This window comes from Bradyrhizobium sp. Arg237L (assembly GCF_029990105.1).
Taxonomy (GTDB): domain Bacteria; phylum Pseudomonadota; class Alphaproteobacteria; order Rhizobiales; family Xanthobacteraceae; genus Bradyrhizobium.
Window position 1 is genome coordinate 17,238 of record NZ_JAQMIL010000095.1, and the last position, 16,644, is coordinate 33,881.

At 59.7% G+C, this 16,644-nt stretch carries 14 protein-coding genes, 1 tRNA gene and 1 pseudogene; 6 read left to right on the forward strand and 10 right to left on the reverse strand.

Annotation, left to right across the window (positions count from 1 at the left end; translation table 11 throughout):
• Nucleotides 1-1,037 precede the first annotated feature (1,037 nt).
• The gene (locus OZ411_RS38245; protein WP_282532083.1) at nucleotides 1,038-1,316 is read left to right on the forward strand and encodes a hypothetical protein; all 279 of its coding nucleotides are present in this window, start codon (nucleotides 1,038-1,040) and stop codon (nucleotides 1,314-1,316) included.
• 26 nt (nucleotides 1,317-1,342) lie between these two features.
• Here OZ411_RS38245 and OZ411_RS38250 read toward each other — a convergent pair.
• Nucleotides 1,343-1,531: pseudogene (locus tag OZ411_RS38250) on the reverse strand (DUF3606 domain-containing protein).
• A 245-nt stretch (nucleotides 1,532-1,776) separates the two neighbouring features.
• On the opposite strand from OZ411_RS38250, the gene ligD reads away from it, so the two are divergent.
• Complete coding sequence (gene ligD / locus OZ411_RS38255) at nucleotides 1,777-2,724, forward strand: non-homologous end-joining DNA ligase (protein WP_282532084.1); 948 nt, start codon at nucleotides 1,777-1,779, stop codon at nucleotides 2,722-2,724.
• A 77-nt stretch (nucleotides 2,725-2,801) separates the two neighbouring features.
• Here ligD and OZ411_RS38260 read toward each other — a convergent pair whose 3' ends face one another.
• From OZ411_RS38260 to OZ411_RS38270, 3 genes are all read right to left on the reverse strand, one after another.
• Nucleotides 2,802-3,266: a metallophosphoesterase family protein gene (locus OZ411_RS38260; protein WP_282532085.1), complete on the reverse strand. Its 465-nt coding sequence runs from the start codon at nucleotides 3,264-3,266 to the stop codon at nucleotides 2,802-2,804.
• Nucleotides 3,263-3,763, reverse strand: a complete 501-nt coding sequence (locus OZ411_RS38265; protein ID WP_282532086.1) for an NUDIX domain-containing protein — start codon at nucleotides 3,761-3,763, stop codon at nucleotides 3,263-3,265. The genes OZ411_RS38260 and OZ411_RS38265 overlap by 4 nt, the downstream gene beginning before the upstream one ends.
• A 66-nt stretch (nucleotides 3,764-3,829) precedes the next feature.
• Entirely contained in the window at nucleotides 3,830-4,405 is a 576-nt protein-coding gene (locus OZ411_RS38270) for an HAD family hydrolase (RefSeq protein ID WP_282532087.1), read from the reverse strand.
• A 576-nt stretch (nucleotides 4,406-4,981) separates the two neighbouring features.
• Here OZ411_RS38270 and OZ411_RS38275 point away from each other — a divergent pair.
• The 3 genes from OZ411_RS38275 to OZ411_RS38285 are packed head-to-tail and all read left to right on the forward strand — an operon-like array spanning nucleotide 4,982 to nucleotide 7,722.
• Nucleotides 4,982-6,805: an AAA family ATPase gene (locus OZ411_RS38275; RefSeq protein ID WP_282532088.1), complete on the forward strand. Its 1,824-nt coding sequence runs from the start codon at nucleotides 4,982-4,984 to the stop codon at nucleotides 6,803-6,805.
• 43 nt (nucleotides 6,806-6,848) lie between these two features.
• Nucleotides 6,849-7,136 carry an AAA family ATPase gene (locus OZ411_RS38280; RefSeq protein WP_282532089.1) on the forward strand — a complete coding sequence of 96 codons (288 nt, stop codon included), beginning with the start codon at nucleotides 6,849-6,851 and terminating at the stop codon, nucleotides 7,134-7,136.
• Entirely contained in the window at nucleotides 7,090-7,722 is a 633-nt protein-coding gene (locus OZ411_RS38285) for a hypothetical protein (protein ID WP_282532090.1), read from the forward strand. Before OZ411_RS38280 ends, OZ411_RS38285 begins: the two co-directional genes overlap by 47 nt.
• A gap of 102 nt (nucleotides 7,723-7,824) precedes the next feature.
• Here the strand turns inward: OZ411_RS38285 and OZ411_RS38290 are convergent, their stop codons facing one another.
• Nucleotides 7,825-8,568, reverse strand: coding sequence for a hypothetical protein (locus OZ411_RS38290; protein ID WP_282532091.1), 744 nt, complete (start codon nucleotides 8,566-8,568; stop codon nucleotides 7,825-7,827).
• 1,844 nt (nucleotides 8,569-10,412) lie between these two features.
• Here OZ411_RS38290 and OZ411_RS38295 point away from each other — a divergent pair.
• On the forward strand, nucleotides 10,413-11,939 hold the full coding sequence (locus OZ411_RS38295; protein ID WP_282532092.1) for a hypothetical protein: 1,527 nt from the start codon (nucleotides 10,413-10,415) through the stop codon (nucleotides 11,937-11,939).
• Nucleotides 11,940-12,114: 175 nt separating this feature from the next.
• Here OZ411_RS38295 and OZ411_RS38300 read toward each other — a convergent pair.
• The 5 genes from OZ411_RS38300 to OZ411_RS38320 form a co-directional block, all read right to left on the reverse strand.
• Nucleotides 12,115-12,190 (reverse strand) — tRNA-Lys (locus OZ411_RS38300).
• Between the two features lie 174 nt (nucleotides 12,191-12,364).
• Nucleotides 12,365-12,922, reverse strand: a complete 558-nt coding sequence (locus tag OZ411_RS38305) for a Spy/CpxP family protein refolding chaperone (RefSeq protein ID WP_282532093.1) — start codon at nucleotides 12,920-12,922, stop codon at nucleotides 12,365-12,367.
• A gap of 113 nt (nucleotides 12,923-13,035) precedes the next feature.
• Nucleotides 13,036-14,361: a TRAP transporter large permease subunit gene (locus OZ411_RS38310; RefSeq protein WP_282532094.1), complete on the reverse strand. Its 1,326-nt coding sequence runs from the start codon at nucleotides 14,359-14,361 to the stop codon at nucleotides 13,036-13,038.
• Nucleotides 14,358-14,933 carry a TRAP transporter small permease gene (locus OZ411_RS38315; RefSeq protein WP_282532097.1) on the reverse strand — a complete coding sequence of 192 codons (576 nt, stop codon included), beginning with the start codon at nucleotides 14,931-14,933 and terminating at the stop codon, nucleotides 14,358-14,360. Before OZ411_RS38315 ends, OZ411_RS38310 begins: the two co-directional genes overlap by 4 nt.
• 144 nt (nucleotides 14,934-15,077) lie before the next feature.
• Nucleotides 15,078-16,079 carry a TRAP transporter substrate-binding protein gene (locus OZ411_RS38320; protein WP_282532095.1) on the reverse strand — a complete coding sequence of 334 codons (1,002 nt, stop codon included), beginning with the start codon at nucleotides 16,077-16,079 and terminating at the stop codon, nucleotides 15,078-15,080.
• Nucleotides 16,080-16,644 lie beyond the last annotated feature (565 nt).

The following is a 16,644-nucleotide window of genomic DNA, read 5'->3' on the forward strand; positions in this document are numbered from 1 at the left end:
GCAAGGCCGAGACGCTGCGCGGCTCGGTTCACGAGAGCCCGGTGCGGCCCTGGCCGCACGCGCCAAAACCTGAGCGAACGTGATGCAGGCAATGATACGAGAACCGCCCGGCATCTTCACAGGAGTCTCACAATTATGGAAGAGAGGCCTGTGGGCGGAGCGAAAGCGAAGACCACTCGCGGACGCGGCGAAAGAGGCACCCGCAGGAGGGTCAGCATAGCGCCGACGCGTAGCGGCGGGACCCGGGACCGAGTGCAGTCGCGAGACCGGTTAAAAAGGCACCCGACCCGAAGGGCAGTGATAGCGACGCCGGCATGCAATGACGGCGGGCCCGAGGGCAAGTGCCTCCGGCGAGCGACTCAATGCGGATACACGTCTCCTTGGTATCAATTTTGCTTTTGTGATATCGTCTCACTGGTGCGCATGTCGATGCACGGCGTGGGCATGTTCACTGAGCCAATTCTTACAGAGGACGACATGGCCAAGAAAGCGAAGAAGGCAAAGAAGACCGCTAAGGCAGCTACCAAGAAGGTGGCAAAGAAGACTTCAAAGAAAAAGAAGTAGTCGTATCGGCTACTGATCTATTGCCGCCTCCGGGTCGCAACCCCGGATGAAAAGCGAGACCTTCCAAAGGATATGAAGCATCCTTTGCAGCCGTTCGGTATCGCGGCACGCTAAGATAAGGCCGGACCTTTGTGCAGGTGGCTGCTGCATAAAGGTCCGGTTTTCGTTTCTGCCCCGCGAGGGTGTGATCTTCTCGTGCGCGAGGGATCGAAGCCGCAAGGCCGAGACGCTGCGCGGCTCGGTTTACGAGAGCTCGGTGCGGCGGCTGCCGCACGCGCAAAACGGATAAGACGTCTGAAGTATCGAAAAACCGTTTCTTCAGTTCGTTCTTGCCCGGCCTAGCACCTGGCCGGCCGGAAAATTCGGCCTTCGAAGAACCACGAGATCCCGCGATCCGGAATCCCAGTCGTGTGTTAGCGATGGGGAACGTCTGCGCGGCTAAACGATTCGTCTCAGCGTGGGAGAACCTTTCAATGCTGATGACCAAGCAAAGACGGCCGGCGATCCGCACCCTGCGCGGTTGGGCGATCAACGTGCTGAACGAAGCCGGCGCCATCCGCGAGTGCGAGGAGCACGGCTGGATGCAAGACCGCGCCGATCCGCATGCCCGAGAGCGGGCCTTCGATATCGCCCGGCGAGACCTGCCGGAAGGCGTATCCCGTGAAGCAGCGGAGGCCGCGGTTCGCGACGTGCTCGACTCGATCGGTGATACCTGCCCAGAATGCCCTCCTGACGAGGAGGACCGGCGCTAAGCATCGACGCCAACCGTGCCCCCGGCTCAGCGGCCCAGCCGTTTCTCTACACGCTTGCGCGCGTTGCCGACCTTCTTGACTGCCTTTTTCACCGCAGGCGCCGACTTTCCTGTCTTCTTCGCCTAGTACCGCACTTCGTAGTCCTGCCCGTCCGCCACCCGCGCCCGGTCCTGTTTTCGTCCGCGCGCCGTCTTGCTCTTCTTCGCTACCGCCATCGGTGCCTCCTGTTGTGACATCGAAGCAAACGCGACAAGGATTCGCAGGTTCCGGAACGATTCGAACTGTGCCAATTTGAATCGGCTGTAGCGTGGGGTTCTTCAGTGGCGTTTCAGCGTAAAAGGCCGGCGGCTGTCGGTGTCAAGGCACTTTTCCCCGGCTTCATCGAACCGGCCCTGGCCACCTCGAGCGATAAGGTGCCGTCCGTGCGTTACGCAACACGCTCCGAAGGATTGGCCATTGAATGAGCCGGACGTCGACCCTGTCCAAACGCTTACAGCCAATGCTCGCTACGCTCACCGACGCGCCGTTCGACGACCCCGGCTGGGTTTTCGAGGATAAGTACGATGGCTTCCGGATGATCGCGGAAATCCGGCGGGGCAAGGTTTCGCTTTACAGCCGCAACGGCAAGATCATCAGCCGCAGCTATATCGAGGTCGCCAAAGCGCTGGAGGGCGTGAAGGGCGATGCCGTGATCGACGGCGAGCTCGTCGCGATCGGAAAGGACGGCGTTTCGCATTTCCAACTGCTTCAGAACGCGCTGCGCCATGAAGCGAAGCTCCTGTATTGCGCCTTCGATCTCATGTTTCAGAACGCAGAGGACCTGCGCAAACAGCCTCTGCTCGAGCGCAAGGAGCGGCTGAAAGCGATCCTGCCGCGTCACCGGCTGATCGCCTTCAGCCGTCACCGCAAAGCGAGCGGCACGAAATTCTTCGCCGAGGCCGAGCGAAAGGGTCTGGAAGGCGTCATGGCGAAGCGCGCCGACAGCGCCTATGTGTCCGGAAGCCGGACGGCGGATTGGCTGAAGGTCAAGACAGCAAAGCGGCAGGAAGTGGTGATCGCGGGCTTCACGGCGCCGAGGCGCACCAGGCCGTTCTTCGGCGCCCTGGTCCTCGCCGTGCGGGAAGACGACGCATGGTGCTATATCGGACATGTCGGCACTGGCTTCAGCCACAAGGTCCTGGAAGACCTCCATGCCAAGCTCGTGAAGCTGACGACCCCTAAATCACCGTTCCCTGCCAAAGTGAAGGACGAGGCCGCCACGACCTGGGTCAGGCCCTCGTTGGTTGCCGAGGTCAAATTCGCGGAGTGGACGAGCAAGGGCGAACTGCGCCAGCCCGTCTACCTTGGGCTCAGGTCCGACAAGCGGGCGAAGGACGTCGTGCGCGAGCGAGAACGTCCGCGCAAATAGAGCTTCCCTTCGACGAAAGTCGGCAAAAAGGATTGACGCACTCGCCTCCTCCGGTCGAATTCCCTCCGCGGTGGCACTCAGTCGCCTGCAAGGTGGTGGATTTCCGGTCGCATGCCGTCAGGCGTGAGTTCGAGCGTCGCAAACGTGATCGGCAGCTTGAAACGCCGGGGTCCCGCGCTGCCGGGATTCAGATAGAGAACGCCACCGACCGTGTCGATCTTCGGCACGTGGGAATGCCCGGAGACGATCACGTCGATGCCGGCACCGCGGTCGGCCTTCATCGTTTTCAAGTCGTGCAGAACGTAGACCGACTTTCCCGCCAGGCGCACAAGGTTCGTGTCGGAGTAGTCGCGAGCCCATTCACCATTGTCCACGTTTCCACGAATGGCCGTGACGGGCGCGATCCGGCGAAGCGCGTCGACGATCTCAGGGCGCCCGATGTCGCCGGCATGGATGATGTGATCGACGCCCGTCAGGCCTCGTACCGCCTCGGGCCTCAACAGGCCGTGCGTATCCGAAATGATTCCAATCCTGAACATCATTTCCCGGCGCTCTCAATCGCGATTGCCAGACGATCGAGAAACTCTACCTGAGCGGACAGCATCTTGGTTCGCGCGAGCTCGATATCGAACCATTCCGCGCGGTCGACTTCGGGAAAACTCAACCGTCGACCGCTTCGGGGCGGCCATTCGATATCGAAGGTATTGCTGGTCAGCGCTGCCGGATCAAAGTGGCCCTCGCCGGCGAATGCGACGACGCGCTTCCCTCCTCGCTGTCGGACTTCCCCTAGCGCCTTGAGTGGACCAATCGAAGCGCTTGGGCCGAGTTCTTCGGCAAATTCGCGTCGAGCGACGTTCTCCGGAGGATCATTGGCATCGATTTCGCCCTTAGGAATGGACCAGGCGCCATCATCCTTGTTGCGCCAGAACGGACCGCCGGGATGAACCAGCAGAACCTCGAGCCCGCGCGCGCCCTTGCGGTATGCGAGAATGCCTGCGCTTGAGGTCGATCTTCTGGAAGTCTTGTTCACCGCAGCCATATCGCTCCTATTTTGCAGAGCAATCTAGAGCTGAGCAGGCGAGGAGCACTGAGGCGCGACAACCGGCTAATTGCACAGCAAAGATCGTCCGAAACAGGCCAATAGCGCAGCGGGCCCCGGATACACCTCGGCGCACCCGGCTTTCCTCAATTCGTCTTCCGCAAAGCCTCCGCAGAGCACGCCGACCGTGCGAACTCCCGCCTTACCGGCCGCTTCCGCATCGTACGGCGTATCACCGATCGCGACGGCGTCGGCGCCGTCGATCTTAAGCTTCTTGAGAACGACATTGAAAATGTCCGGCGCCGGTTTTGATTCATCTACGTCGTCGGAAGAAGTTGTGAGGTCCACGAGATCGGCGACGCGAGCGATGTCGAGATACTGATCGACTTCATCCTTCTTGGCCGAGGAAGCAACCGCGATCCGAACGCCAGCGTCGCGAACGCGCCTCATCAGGTTTGGGACCGCCGAGAAGGGACGCACAAGCGGCAGATATTCCGATTTGAAACGCTTGCCACGCCACTCCTCCAGTTCCTTGCCGTGATCCCGTTGTTCGTCGACGGACAGAAAGACGGGAATGAGCTTGTCTCCGCCTTTGCCAATCTGGCCTCGAACATGTTCGAAACTTGCGTCGTGGCCATCCACGATCGCCTCTTGCTGGTCCGCGAGCTCGAGGGGATCGCACTGGAAACCTTCTTTGGACTTGTATCGGGTCGCGCCTCAGAGTCCCTTGGCGATGGTGAGGCCGCAACCATCGCTTTCGCTCACGCTAAAGGCTGTTCGGCAGCCATCGATGAAAAGAAGGCAACGCGGCTCGCGGCGGATCGATTTGACTCCGTGAGGCTTGTTACGACTATCGATATCCTCTCACACGGTACAATTCGGGCCTCATTAGGAGACGCACGACTGGCGGACGCAACCTTTAACGCACTTCGTATTGCCAGAATGCAAGTCCGAGAGCAGCAATTCGGCTGGGTCGCCAGGCTCATCGGGCCCGAGCGCGTTGATGCGTGTTCAAGCCTCAGACGGCTCGCCAGGCACAAGCCTGCGGTTCGGACGATGGCCTAGATCGCGTCGATGCAAGTTGCCACCGGGACGGCCTCTTTCCCCAAGGATCCCTGCATCCGAGCGCTTATGCGCTTCCGCCGAAAGGCGGATATCAAGCGGCTACTTAAATGATAATGTCGCGCACTTCTCGCGGCTAGATTGAGTGTAGAGATAATGAAGATTCATTCTGTTACTATCGAGAATTTCAGGGGTATCCGCGCAGCGACCCTTGTTCTGCCAGACAACGCGATCCTCATCGGCGACAACAACGCCGGCAAATCATCCGTGCTTGAAGCAATTGATCTCGTGCTTGGTCCCGATCGGCTGAATCGACGCCCTCCGGTGGATGAGCACGATTTTTATCAGGGCAAGTATCGTGCGGAAACTCCTGATGCTGACGACGAAGGCAATGGGGAGGACGATGCTGTACCCCTGGTGGAGCCACCGAAAATCAGGATCGAAGTTACAATTACCAACCTTTCGCTGGAACAACAGGCGCGCTTTGGGGGCCAGGTGGAATGGCTAAAGACCAGCGCTGGCGTCTTTTACGATGAGCCGGATCCCGCCGGTGTCGACGCGGCCGACATCGTTGCCGCTCTGAGGGTGACATTCATCGGTGAATACGATGCCGAGGAAGACGACTTCATCGGGAACACTTACTTTACCCGAACTCTTTCAGAGGAAGAGACGCCGACCCCATTCTCAAAGAAAGACAAGCAACACTGCGGCTTCTTGTTCCTGCGATCCCTGCGAACTGGATCACGAGCACTCAGCCTCGAGCATGGCAGCTTGCTCGACATCATCCTGCGACTTAAGGAAATCCGCCCTCAGATGTGGGAGGGCACCCTGAAGACTCTCGCAGGTTTTGATGTGGCAAGCGACCCGGAGTTTGGCATTTCGGGCGTACTCGAGAGCATAAACAAGTCGTTGAAGAAATATGTTCCCCGCGAATGGGGCGTTAGCCCGCATCTCAAGGTGTCCAGCCTGACTCGGGAGCATTTGCGGAAGGTGGTGACGGCGTTTATCGCAACCGGCAGCGGCGACCATGCGGCACCCTTCTATCGCCAGGGAACTGGCACGATCAATATGCTAGTGCTCGCACTGCTGTCCCAGATAGCCGAGGACAAGCAGAACGTAATCTTTGCGATGGAAGAGGTCGAGACGGCAATTCCGCCCTATGCTCAGAAGCGAATTGTTCATGAGCTGCGGAAGCTGTCGGCGCAATCGATCTTCACTTCGCATTCGCCCTACGTTCTGGAGGAATTTGCCCTCGAACAGACAGTAATTGTGTCGCGTTCAGATGATGGCGTCCTGACCGCTGCCAAGATCGAACTGCCGGAAAGTGTGAAGCACAAACGCTATCGTCAGGAGTTCCGGACGCGATTCTGCGAAGGTCTACTGGCCCGCCGCGTGCTCATCGCCGAGGGCGCGACGGAGGCGACGTCGCTACCGGTCGCGGCGCGTCGGCTAGCCGAACTGAATCCCACGACCTACGCTTCGGTAGAAGCTCTTGGTATCTGCGTGATCGATGCCGGAACCGAAAGCCAGATCGCAGATCTGGCGAAGCTCTATAAGGCGCTTGGCAAGCGCACCTTTGCACTCTGCGACAAACAAACAGATGAGGCAAGGGCAGCAATCGAGACTCAGGTCGAACGCGTCTTCATGCACAGCGAGAAGGGGATCGAGGATCTCATCCTGAAGAACACGACGCAGGCGGCGCTGGAGCGGTTCGCCGACGCTCTGCAGTGGCCCCCTCACCTGCTGACGAAATACCCCAACCCGAAGGCACAGGCTCTCGCCGCACTGAAGGAATATTTCGGTTGGGCAAAGGGAAATTGGGGCATCGCGGATTTTCTTGCTCAATGCAACGAGAGCGAGATCCCGCAGTGGCTTCGCGATACCTGCTTAGCACTCAAGTTTGCGTGCGACCCACCGCCATTTCCATTTCCACTCCCCCCTCTTCCTCCCTTGCCGCCAGCGCCACCGAATGCGGGATGAAGATTCGGTGCTCGTCGATCCAGCTAGCTGAGCGAGTACAAATATGGTCGAGCTGACCGATGGGCAAAAGGACGTCCTGCGCGCTGATGGTCATCAGCTCGTGACCGGCGGCCCCGGATCCGGAAAGACGACGGTCTCCATCCTTAAGGCGGCGAAGATTGCGCGCGTGGCGCTTCGGCAAGGCCAGAGAATCCTATTTTTGAGTTTTGCTCGCGCGACGGTCGCACGTGTATTGGAAGCGATATTTCCACGGGCGTGGAGGAGCTGCGCCGACGAAGGGCGACTTGGAAGAAGCGGCACGCTTTCGGGCCGCGCTGGCAAAATGGAATGAAGTTCTCGCAAAGGGAAGGCCGGCGCCCGCGAAGAGCGTTTTGAAGGCCACTGATGAGATCTATAGGTCGGCAAGCTCGCTGGTACTGACAGGAGATCCGGATAGGGATTGGGTCGCGGTTCGCTCGATCCTCGACGCTGGCGGTTGTTCACGTCTCAAAGACGTCGCCAAGGAGGTCCGAAATGTACGACTGCTGGAACGGGGAACTCAGCTTCGGCAGGGACTCTTGCAAGATTGGCGCGACTTTGGCGGATATCGCAATGCGTTGGCAATAACACGGCAAGCCTTCGTGCAGGAGCATTTCGCCACAGCGCACAAGCCGGAATCAGGCGTCGTTGTGATGAACATGCACAAGGCAAAGGGCAAGCAGTTTGACGAAGTTATCATCTTCGAGGGTTGGCCTAGGCGCGCCAGAGGTGAGATCGTAGCCAACCCAGACCGAATCGTCGGAGGGAACGTGCGAACCGGAGCGATGACTCAGGCGCGCCAGAACTTTCGCGTCAGCGTCACACGCGCGAAGATCCGTACTACGATCCTCACGCCGAAAGATGATATCTGCGTATTGCTGACCCGTGCGGACGGCTGATCAGTTGCGGGTGACGCGACCCGGCTTTGCACCGACCTAAAAAGCTAAAGGTCGATCGACGTAAGGTCGAGCGCGACAACATCGTCGCTGCCTTTAGTTCCACTAACTGCCGCGTCGCGTTAGAAATTTCATAAATCCCTTCGGCTGCTGAGGGTCAGTTGGCGGTGTTGGCTTTTTGGGCTCGGATTGGTCAAACAGTGTCTTCGGTTCGTATGCCATTGCGTCCGCGTCGACGTGATTGTGCCAGGAGCCATTGTTTTCGAGATCAAAGTCCATTTTTTTGGCCACCTGCGCAACCACCTCTTTTCTCAACGTGTTGGCACACTCGAGTGCGAGATCTGCTTCGTCAGGTGAAGCACTCTCCCCATCGTGAGCGATCGCATTGCGTTTGGGGACGATGACCGTGACGAACGTCTTCCAGAGAGGCGATCCATCCGAGAGCTTTAGCTCGACGAGCTTGATATCGTACATGCTTAGGACGCTTGGCAGGAGCTCGCGTTGGATTGCCTGTTTGCCGTGTTGGATTATATGCCGAGTAAGAATTTTGGCCCAACTCCCGGAGAGGAACGCGCCCTGCAGTAACGGCTCAACGAGCAAATAGCGTGTGATCAGTTCAATTGCGGTCACCGAACCGATGACGGCAAAGCGAGGGTATCCGCCTTGGCGGGCATAGCGCGCCTGCGCAACAATGTCGTCGAGCCGCGTGTCGATCGCGTCACCGTACGTGCCCAAGAAATCCCGGATTGGTTGATGGGATAGATTCTTGATCGCCTTGGCGATGTCCTCCTGCCGACCGATCTCTTCCCAGTATTCTTCCTCGTACCAATTATCTGGGTCGCGGCTCATGGAAGGCTCGCTGGAGTGTGGGGTCGGCGACAGTAGCACGTTCCCCCGAGACCAGCATCCGGGTCAGTCAAGGATCAATCGGATGCAACGTGGGCGGTCGGAAGGTCAAGCCGCTAGAAGCGCCTCGTTTTCATTCTCCATCCCAGCCTTGCCGGCGGCCTTTCGAAGGAAGCGGGCAAGCGCCGCCTTTCGAAAATCGCGATCGAGCGCACCGGAGGGATCATTGCCATGCAAGAGGCCGACGCCCTCTAGGATTGCAGGATCCAGCCTCCAGCAACGCTCAAATATTCGTAAGCGACTTTTTGGTGGTCAGCACCGGCGACCCCGATGGTCCATCCTTCGAACCACTTACCGGGCAAACGCACATCTCCTAAGTTGCAGGTCCATTAGTTCGGCATGTTGGTGTCAAGGAGCGCCACAAGCGAGCGCACCACTACTAGTCGTCGGCGTCCGATCGTTGTCGTGACGATACGCCCAGCTCCTATCAACTCGTAAAGCTTCGTGCGCCCCAAGCCGGTCACTTCGCATGCATCGTCAATCGTGCAGGTGAGCCGCTCGGCGAATGGCATTGTGCTCGGTTCTGCGGCTTTCGGAGCGGATAGATTGACTCGTGACGATTGTCCGCCAGTTATCTCTCGTCGATTGTATCTCACGTGCTGCCCTCCCTATTCGTACAAGGCTCGACGGGGCGAGAGTTGATTGTGCGATAGGCAACGTCAATGCGAGCATCCGAGGGCGCTCGCGTACGACAGCGCATGTCAGCGGTGGTTTGGATATTTCCGGACACCAAGGACGACGAGGAAATTTTTTGCGATTGCGCCAGTCACAGCGAGGCATCGTGCTCAGGCTGCTCTGCCAATATCGGGAGCAAATTCCGCCAGCGTTCGCCGCTGTTCACCAGCGTCTTATTCAACGATTATTCGACGAACGCGGTTGGTGGCTGCCTAAGTGCTTGAGTTTACTGGCGCTCCCTAGGGGAATCGAACCCCTGTTTCAGCCTTGAGAGGGTAAAGTCGATCCGCTTGATGATCTCGTGAGGAGAGCCCTGCGATGGAGACCTTACGGATGTCAGGCCCGGCTGGTCTGCATGAGCAGGCGTTACCGCGCCAGTTTCCCACCAGAAACGACCCGGCCGAAGCGCAACGAACGCGATCAGATTCAAACAAAAAGTCAGCAAAATCAACGAAGCCAATCGCTATCCCGCCGCTCATAACGGTCTGGTTGCACGTTCGAGTCCGCTGACCGGCCAGTGAAATGTGCGCCCTCGTGATGCGCGAGTTCGTTCGCCGCACCGGTTACGCGAACCCCCGAGAGCGGCGGACGAATGTCGGACATGTTAGCACCGGGGCATCCTATTCGTACTCTAAAGAAGCCGAATTCCCTCCGCGCGATGGGGAATGCTTTTCGCCTGTAATCTTATCTGCTCATTTTGCTTCACCAAGACTTCAGTCAAAAGGCCAAGAGCGGCGAGGCATTATGCATTTACGCCCCGAGAGCATGCAGCCACCCTATTCTTCGACCGAGGTCGCGGCCGCGATTGGCATCTCTCTGGATACATTCTATCGCACGCGCCGCCTCAGGCACGAGCGCGATGGCTTGCCTTCGCCGATCAGCGAGCGAGGACCGCTGAAATGGGAATGCACCGGCTTCGATGCTTGGCTTACCCGACATCATCCTATGCGCCCAAAGACGATTGCTAATGACGCATTCGCGCCGCCGCCAGCAGCAAGCGACGAGGATCACCGCGAGCGGCTGCGGAGAGCTTACGGCCAGCACGACTCTTGACAGACTAGATCGCGCTAGATTCCAATGGGTGCCATCTCTTACTGGCACTGAGGCTCTTTATGGCCGATCCCAAGTTTCCCCATGTGAAGTGGCGTGATGGCCGTCCTCGCTCGTCGCACGGCGCTTATACCAGAGCTCTCGGCTTTGTCGATGCCGACTTGCGCCATCCGCCGTACGATGAAAAAGGACGTCCGGTCGGTGCGTGGTTCAATCTCCAAGAAGCATCAGACTTTTCAGACAAACGAAAGTCAGAAATCGAGGCGGCGCGCCGCGCCGGCAAGCTGCCGAAGAAAATTACGATCCGGAAGCGTTCTACGATCGAAGACCTATTGGACGATTGGAGTAAGTCGGTTGAATTCAAGGCGCTATCGTCTGCCTCACAATCTTCCTATCGCAAATGTATCTCCGCCATCTTGTACCGACCGCAATCACGTGAATCCGCGGCTAGGATGCGTGCCGAGATCCGTGCCGCCAAGCTGCTCGGTGTGGCCGAGCCCGTACGAGAACTCGAGGCGATTGCAACTGCCACTCCGACATCAATCGGCAAACCGGAATTCCGCGCCTTCTATAATTATGCGAAATCGGCTCGCGGCCATCATATGGCGCTCTCGATGATAGCCACGCTCTCAGCGGCATTCACTTGGGGACAGGAAAGCGTCTTGTGGCGCCTCGGACCCAACCCGCGAGAAGGTATGGAGTTCGATCATCCAGACGGACGCATCGTACAGGTTGCGATGTCCGAATTTTCCGCTTGGGTCGCTGCAGCCGATGCGATCGAACGGCCTTCGGTCGGGGACAGCTTCCATCTGGCGTTGTTCACCGGGCAGCGTCAGACTGACCGTCTAATTATGCGCAATGAGAGCGACGTCGAGGGCCGGCACGCGTTCCGGCGGAGCAAGACCGGCGAGCTTGTCGATATCAAAGAGGCGCCACAACTCAGCGCACGACTAAATGCCTCGCGTGCACGAATAAAGGAACTCAAGCTTCGGCTTCAACTGGATAAGGTCCCACCCGAACTCGTGGTCAACGAGGACAATGGTGAGCCTTACGACGAGAGTACCTATCGCCATTGGGTGTCGACCGCCCGAGCCGTCGCAATCTTTGGCTTTCTTGCGTGCGACAACGCGCGCCAGGCAATTGTCCGCGCAGAGCGACTGAACGCCGAACTGATTAAGAACGGCGACAAGCTGTTCGCCCCCTTTCCTCTCGATGAGGAGAATAAGGCGCAGCGCGCTCGAGCGGTCGATCAGCGCAAGCGCGCATTAGCGGAATGGCTGGATGCGCAGACCGCTCGCGACAGCAATGGCCATGAGACAGCATGGCGTCTAAAGCCTTGCCCGGCGCTGATGTTCGTCAACGGCGCCGGCGAACTCGACCAAAAGCACGACCAAGACCTACGCGATACCTGCGTCATGCTTCTCGATCGGGCTGGCTGCGACTTGCTGACGATCTGCGACATCACTGGGCATTCATACCGAAGCGCGCAGACTATCGTGAAGCACTACCGCGCCCGCAATGCGGCTCGCGCCGATTCCGGTATCGACAGGCTTGAATTGCAGGTGCGGAAGGAAGGCATTAAGAGCTGAACGCAGACCGGTAGGTCTCATTTGGCTGCGCGTTTCAGCGGTGGATGGGCTTCGGCCCTAATTATCCGACTCGTCGCACGGCGTGCGACGTACGACCATTAAAAGCGTCGCACGAGACCCGGTTTGTTCTGCCGAGGAATTTAAAAAAAGCCCTTGCGGGCCAATCCCTTAAGGATGGTGGGCGCACCAGGGCTCGAACCTGGGACCCGCTGATTAAGAGTCAGCTGCTCTACCAACTGAGCTATGCGCCCGGAAACGGGTCCGGAGGACCTCGTTGCGAGGGCCGTCGTTTAGCAAAGCGCCCCCGCGATGTCCAGCAAGCTGGATGAGGTTTTCCCGTGCTTTGGCAAGGCGCCCGGGACTAGGAAAAACCGACGGATTCCGGCGGCTTTTCCGATGGTTAGGTCGATTGCCAATCGGCAAGCTCAGAGCCTGCCGGAGCCGCCTCGGTCAAAGCCGCCGTCGCGGTCGCCCCGATCGTCGCGGTCGAAGCCGCGGTCGAAGCGGTGGCGGCGCCAGCCTTCACCCCCAAAACGGCGGTCCATGTGGGTCAGGAGGGTGAGCCGGCGCTTCTGGTTGTCGTCGAGCGTCTTGTAGAGCGGATCGGCGGCGTCGGCGATCTTCTTCAGCGCGGCGGCGCTGGCTGCCATGTTGTCGGCGCGCTCGCGCAGCCGGGTGACCGGATCATCCGGCTTCTGCTGCGCATCGGCGTTCTTCTCCGCCTCCATCCGCGCATTGGCCCGGTCGATCCGGAGCTTGGCGAAATCGCGCACCGCGGCCTCGACCGGCGGCCACAGCTTCTCCTGGTCGGCGTTGAGCTTGAGCCCGGCATGGACCGCGGCGATCCGTGCATCGAGCAAGGCCGCGCGGTCCTCCGGGTTCATCCGCATCGGGCCATGCATCCACGGGCGATGCTGGGCGTAGGCGATGGTCGAGCCGGCGATGGCGAGCGCCGCGACGCTGGCGAGCAGAACTTTCTTCATGCGAACCTCCTTTGAAGGTTGCCTGAAGATGAGACCGCCCTGCCCGCGCCGCAACTTACAGTTTGGACAGGGAGCGTTCCCTTACCAAGATGTAATCCCCCGTGGTTAAGTCCTCACAACATGCCGAGCGCGCGCGGCAGCCACAGCGAGATCTCGGGAACGTAGGTGACGAGACCGAGGAAGATCAGCATCGTCACAAGCCACGGCCACACCGCGATCGTCAGTTCCGTGATGCCCATCTTGGCGATGCCGGAAGCGACATAGAGGTTGAGGCCGACAGGCGGATGGCACATGCCGACCTCCATGTTGACCACCATCAGTATGCCCAAATGCACCGGATGGATCCCGAGCTTGACCGCCACCGGAAACAGGATCGGCGCCATGATCAGCACGATCGAGGACGCCTCCATCACGTTGCCGGCGAGCAGCAGCAGCACGTTGACAACCAGCAGGAACATGACCCAGTCGACGCCGACCGAGGTGATCCAAGCCGCGATCTGCTGCGGAATGTTCTCGTTCGCCATCAGGAACGAGAACAGCACCGCGTTGGTGATGATGTAGAGGATCATCGCGCTCATATTGGCCGAGCCGAGCAGCACCCTCGGCACATCCTTCAGCGACATGTCGCGATAAACGAAGACGGCGATGACGAAGGCGTACACCGCGCTGACGGCGGCGGCCTCCGTCGGCGTGAACATGCCGGCGTAGATGCCGCCAAGCACGATCAGGATCAACAGCAGTCCCCAGACGCACTTGCGGAACGCCGTGAACCGCTCCGCCCAGCTCGCGCGCGGCAGCCGCGGATAATCGTTGCGCCAGGCGCGATAGAATGTCGTCAGCCCCAATAGCGTGGCGAGCATCAGCCCGGGGATCACGCCGGCGATGAACATCTGCCCGACGGAAGCCGAGGAGACGCGATGGCCGGCCGGATCAAGCGCGATGCTGCCGCCGGTCGCCACGCAATAGATCACCATCACGATCGACGGCGGGATCAGGATGCCGAGCGCGCCCGAGGTCGTGATCACGCCGGCGCCGAAGCGCTTCGGAAAGCCCTGGGCGACCATCGCCGGCATCATGATCGAGCCGATCGCGATCACGGTCGCCGGTGACGAGCCCGACACCGCCGCAAACAGCGCGCAGGCCATTACCCCGGCAAGCCCCAGCCCCCCATGCCAATGCCCGACCATCGAGGTTGCAAATGTGATCATGCGGCGGGCGACGCCGCCATGGGTCAGGAAATTGCCGGCCAGGATGAAGAACGGGATCGCCATGATCTCGAAATTGTCGATGCCGGTGAACAATTTCAGCGCCACCGATTCCGTCGGCACGCTGGTCATCGTGAAGATGAAGGTGAGCACGGTCATGCCGAGCGCGATCGAGATCGGCATGCCCGTCAGCATCAAGGCGATGAGCAGCCCGAAGATGAAGAGGCTCGTCATCGCGTCACCTCCGCGACGCCCGCGCCGGGCGCATCGACCTCGACGCCCTCGACGCGGGCATGGTCGTGATGCGGCAATTCGCCGGTGCGGAAATAATGCCAGGCGACCTGCAGGAAACGGAAGCACATCAAATAGGAGCCGAGCGGAATGCAGAGATAGACGAACCAGCTCGGTATCTCGAGATCAGGCGAGACCTGGTCGGTATGCATCAACCCATAGACGAATTTCGCACCCATGGTGCCGATCACGGCGGTGAAGAAGGCGCCGCAGAACAGGCCGAATAGCACCACGATGTTGCGCCACGGCGATCTGAGCTGGTTGACGACCACATCGACGCCGACATGGATGCCGGTGCGCACGCCATAGGCCGCGCCGAACTTCGCCACCCACACGAACATGTAGATGCACAGTTCCTGCGCCCAGGACAGGTTGATCGGGAACAGGATCGGATAGAGCAAGGGAATGCCGATCAAATAGCGATGGCATACGGCCACGAAAATGATGAGAGTCGCGGCCGCCATCAGCGTCGCGATCAATATCTCCTCCAGCCGGTCGAGGATGCGGAGCAGTATCAAGAGTCCCCCCGTCTACAGTGAATCCGTCATGCGCGGCTCAGCGCGGAAGGTGTCTTCGCGCAGATCGCCGGGCATCCACAAAGACGTGGATGGCCGGGGCAAGCCCGGCCATGACGGAGAGTGCGCCCCAATCAACACTTCTCAGTTCGTCGCGCCCTTGGTCTCCTTGACGAACTCGTCGATCAGGCCCTGACCGACGCGTTTGGCGACGTCCTTGTAGACCGGCTCCATCGCCTTGCGCATCGCTGAATCCTGCTCGGCCGTCAGCGTGAGGATCTCGCTCTTGCCGGTCTTCTTGATCTCCGCGAGTGCGTCGTCGTTCTCCTTCTGCGACTGGCCGTTGCCATAGGCGGTTGCTTCCTTCATCGCCTTGTCGCACTGCTCGCGGATGTCGGGCGGCAGGCCCTCCCAGAATTTCTTGTTCACGACCACGATGTAGCCGATATAGCCGTGATTGGTAGTGGTGATGTACTTCTGCACCTCGTGCATCTTCTGGGTGTAGATGTTCGACCAGGTGTTCTCCTGGCCGTCGACCACGCCGGTCTGCAGCGCCTGGTAGACTTCGGAGAACGCCATCACCTGCGGGATCGCGCCGAGCGCGCGGAACTGCGCCTCCAGCACCTTCGATGACTGGATCCGGAACTTCAGTCCCTTGTAGTCCGCCGGCTCGATCAGCTTCTTGTTGGCGCTCATCTGCTTGAAGCCGTTGTCCCAGTAGGCGAGGCCGATCATGCCCTTCGGCTCGAGCAATTTCAGAAGCTTGGCGCCGAGCGGACCGTCGGTGACCTTGCGCAGCGTGGCGAGGTCGGGGAGGATGTAGGGCAGATCGAACACTTCGAATTCCTTGACCCCGATCGGGCCGAACTTGGAGTTCGAGGGCGCCAGCATCTGCACCGCGCCGAGCTGCAGGGCCTCGAGCTCCTCCTTGTCTTTGTAAAGCTGCGAGTTCGGGTAGACCTCGACCTTCACCTTGCCGCCCGTGTATTTCTCGGCCAGTTCCTTGAACTTTTCGGCCGCCTGCCCCTTCGGCGTGTTGGTTGCGACGACGTGACTGAACTTGATGACGATCGGATCGTCCGCCGCCGCCGGCCCGGCAAACGCAATTGCCACGACCGATGCCGCAGCCAACACCAACTTACGCATATTTCCTCCCGCTTCATTGCGGGGCGCGCCAATCACCCGCCCCAAGTTTTGTATGCCAGCCGCACCAATACAGAGAAGCCGACCAAATTGCCATTGCCCGTTAGCAGGGTCCGACATCACCGCGCATGTTGCGCCGCAAAAGTGCGACGATCTGTCCAAGGTGCACGCTGCTTGCCCCTCATCCTGAGGAGCCTGCGCAGCGGGCGTCTCGAAGGATGAGGCCCCGCCGGGTGGCCTCGGCCTTCGAGACGGCCGCGGCGCGGCCTCCTCAGGCTGAGGGGAAAGGGTTGAGTGCGCTGCTCTCTCCTGGTGCGTCATTGCGAGCGGAGCGAAGCAATCCATCGCGCCGCACGCGGAGGCATGGATTGCTTCGCTCCGCTCGCAATGACGGGATAAGTCCTGATTTATCTGTCAAGCAACGGACGGGATGTGAGTCCGCGTTCTCGCGGCGCTTTGCGTCCGAGCTTTGCGTCTCGTTCCACCCTCTCATTGAGCAGAGGGCGCAGGGAAAGCCGGGTGCTGGTTGCACCCGTGGGTCCCGTGCAACAAAAAGCACGGGGGTAGG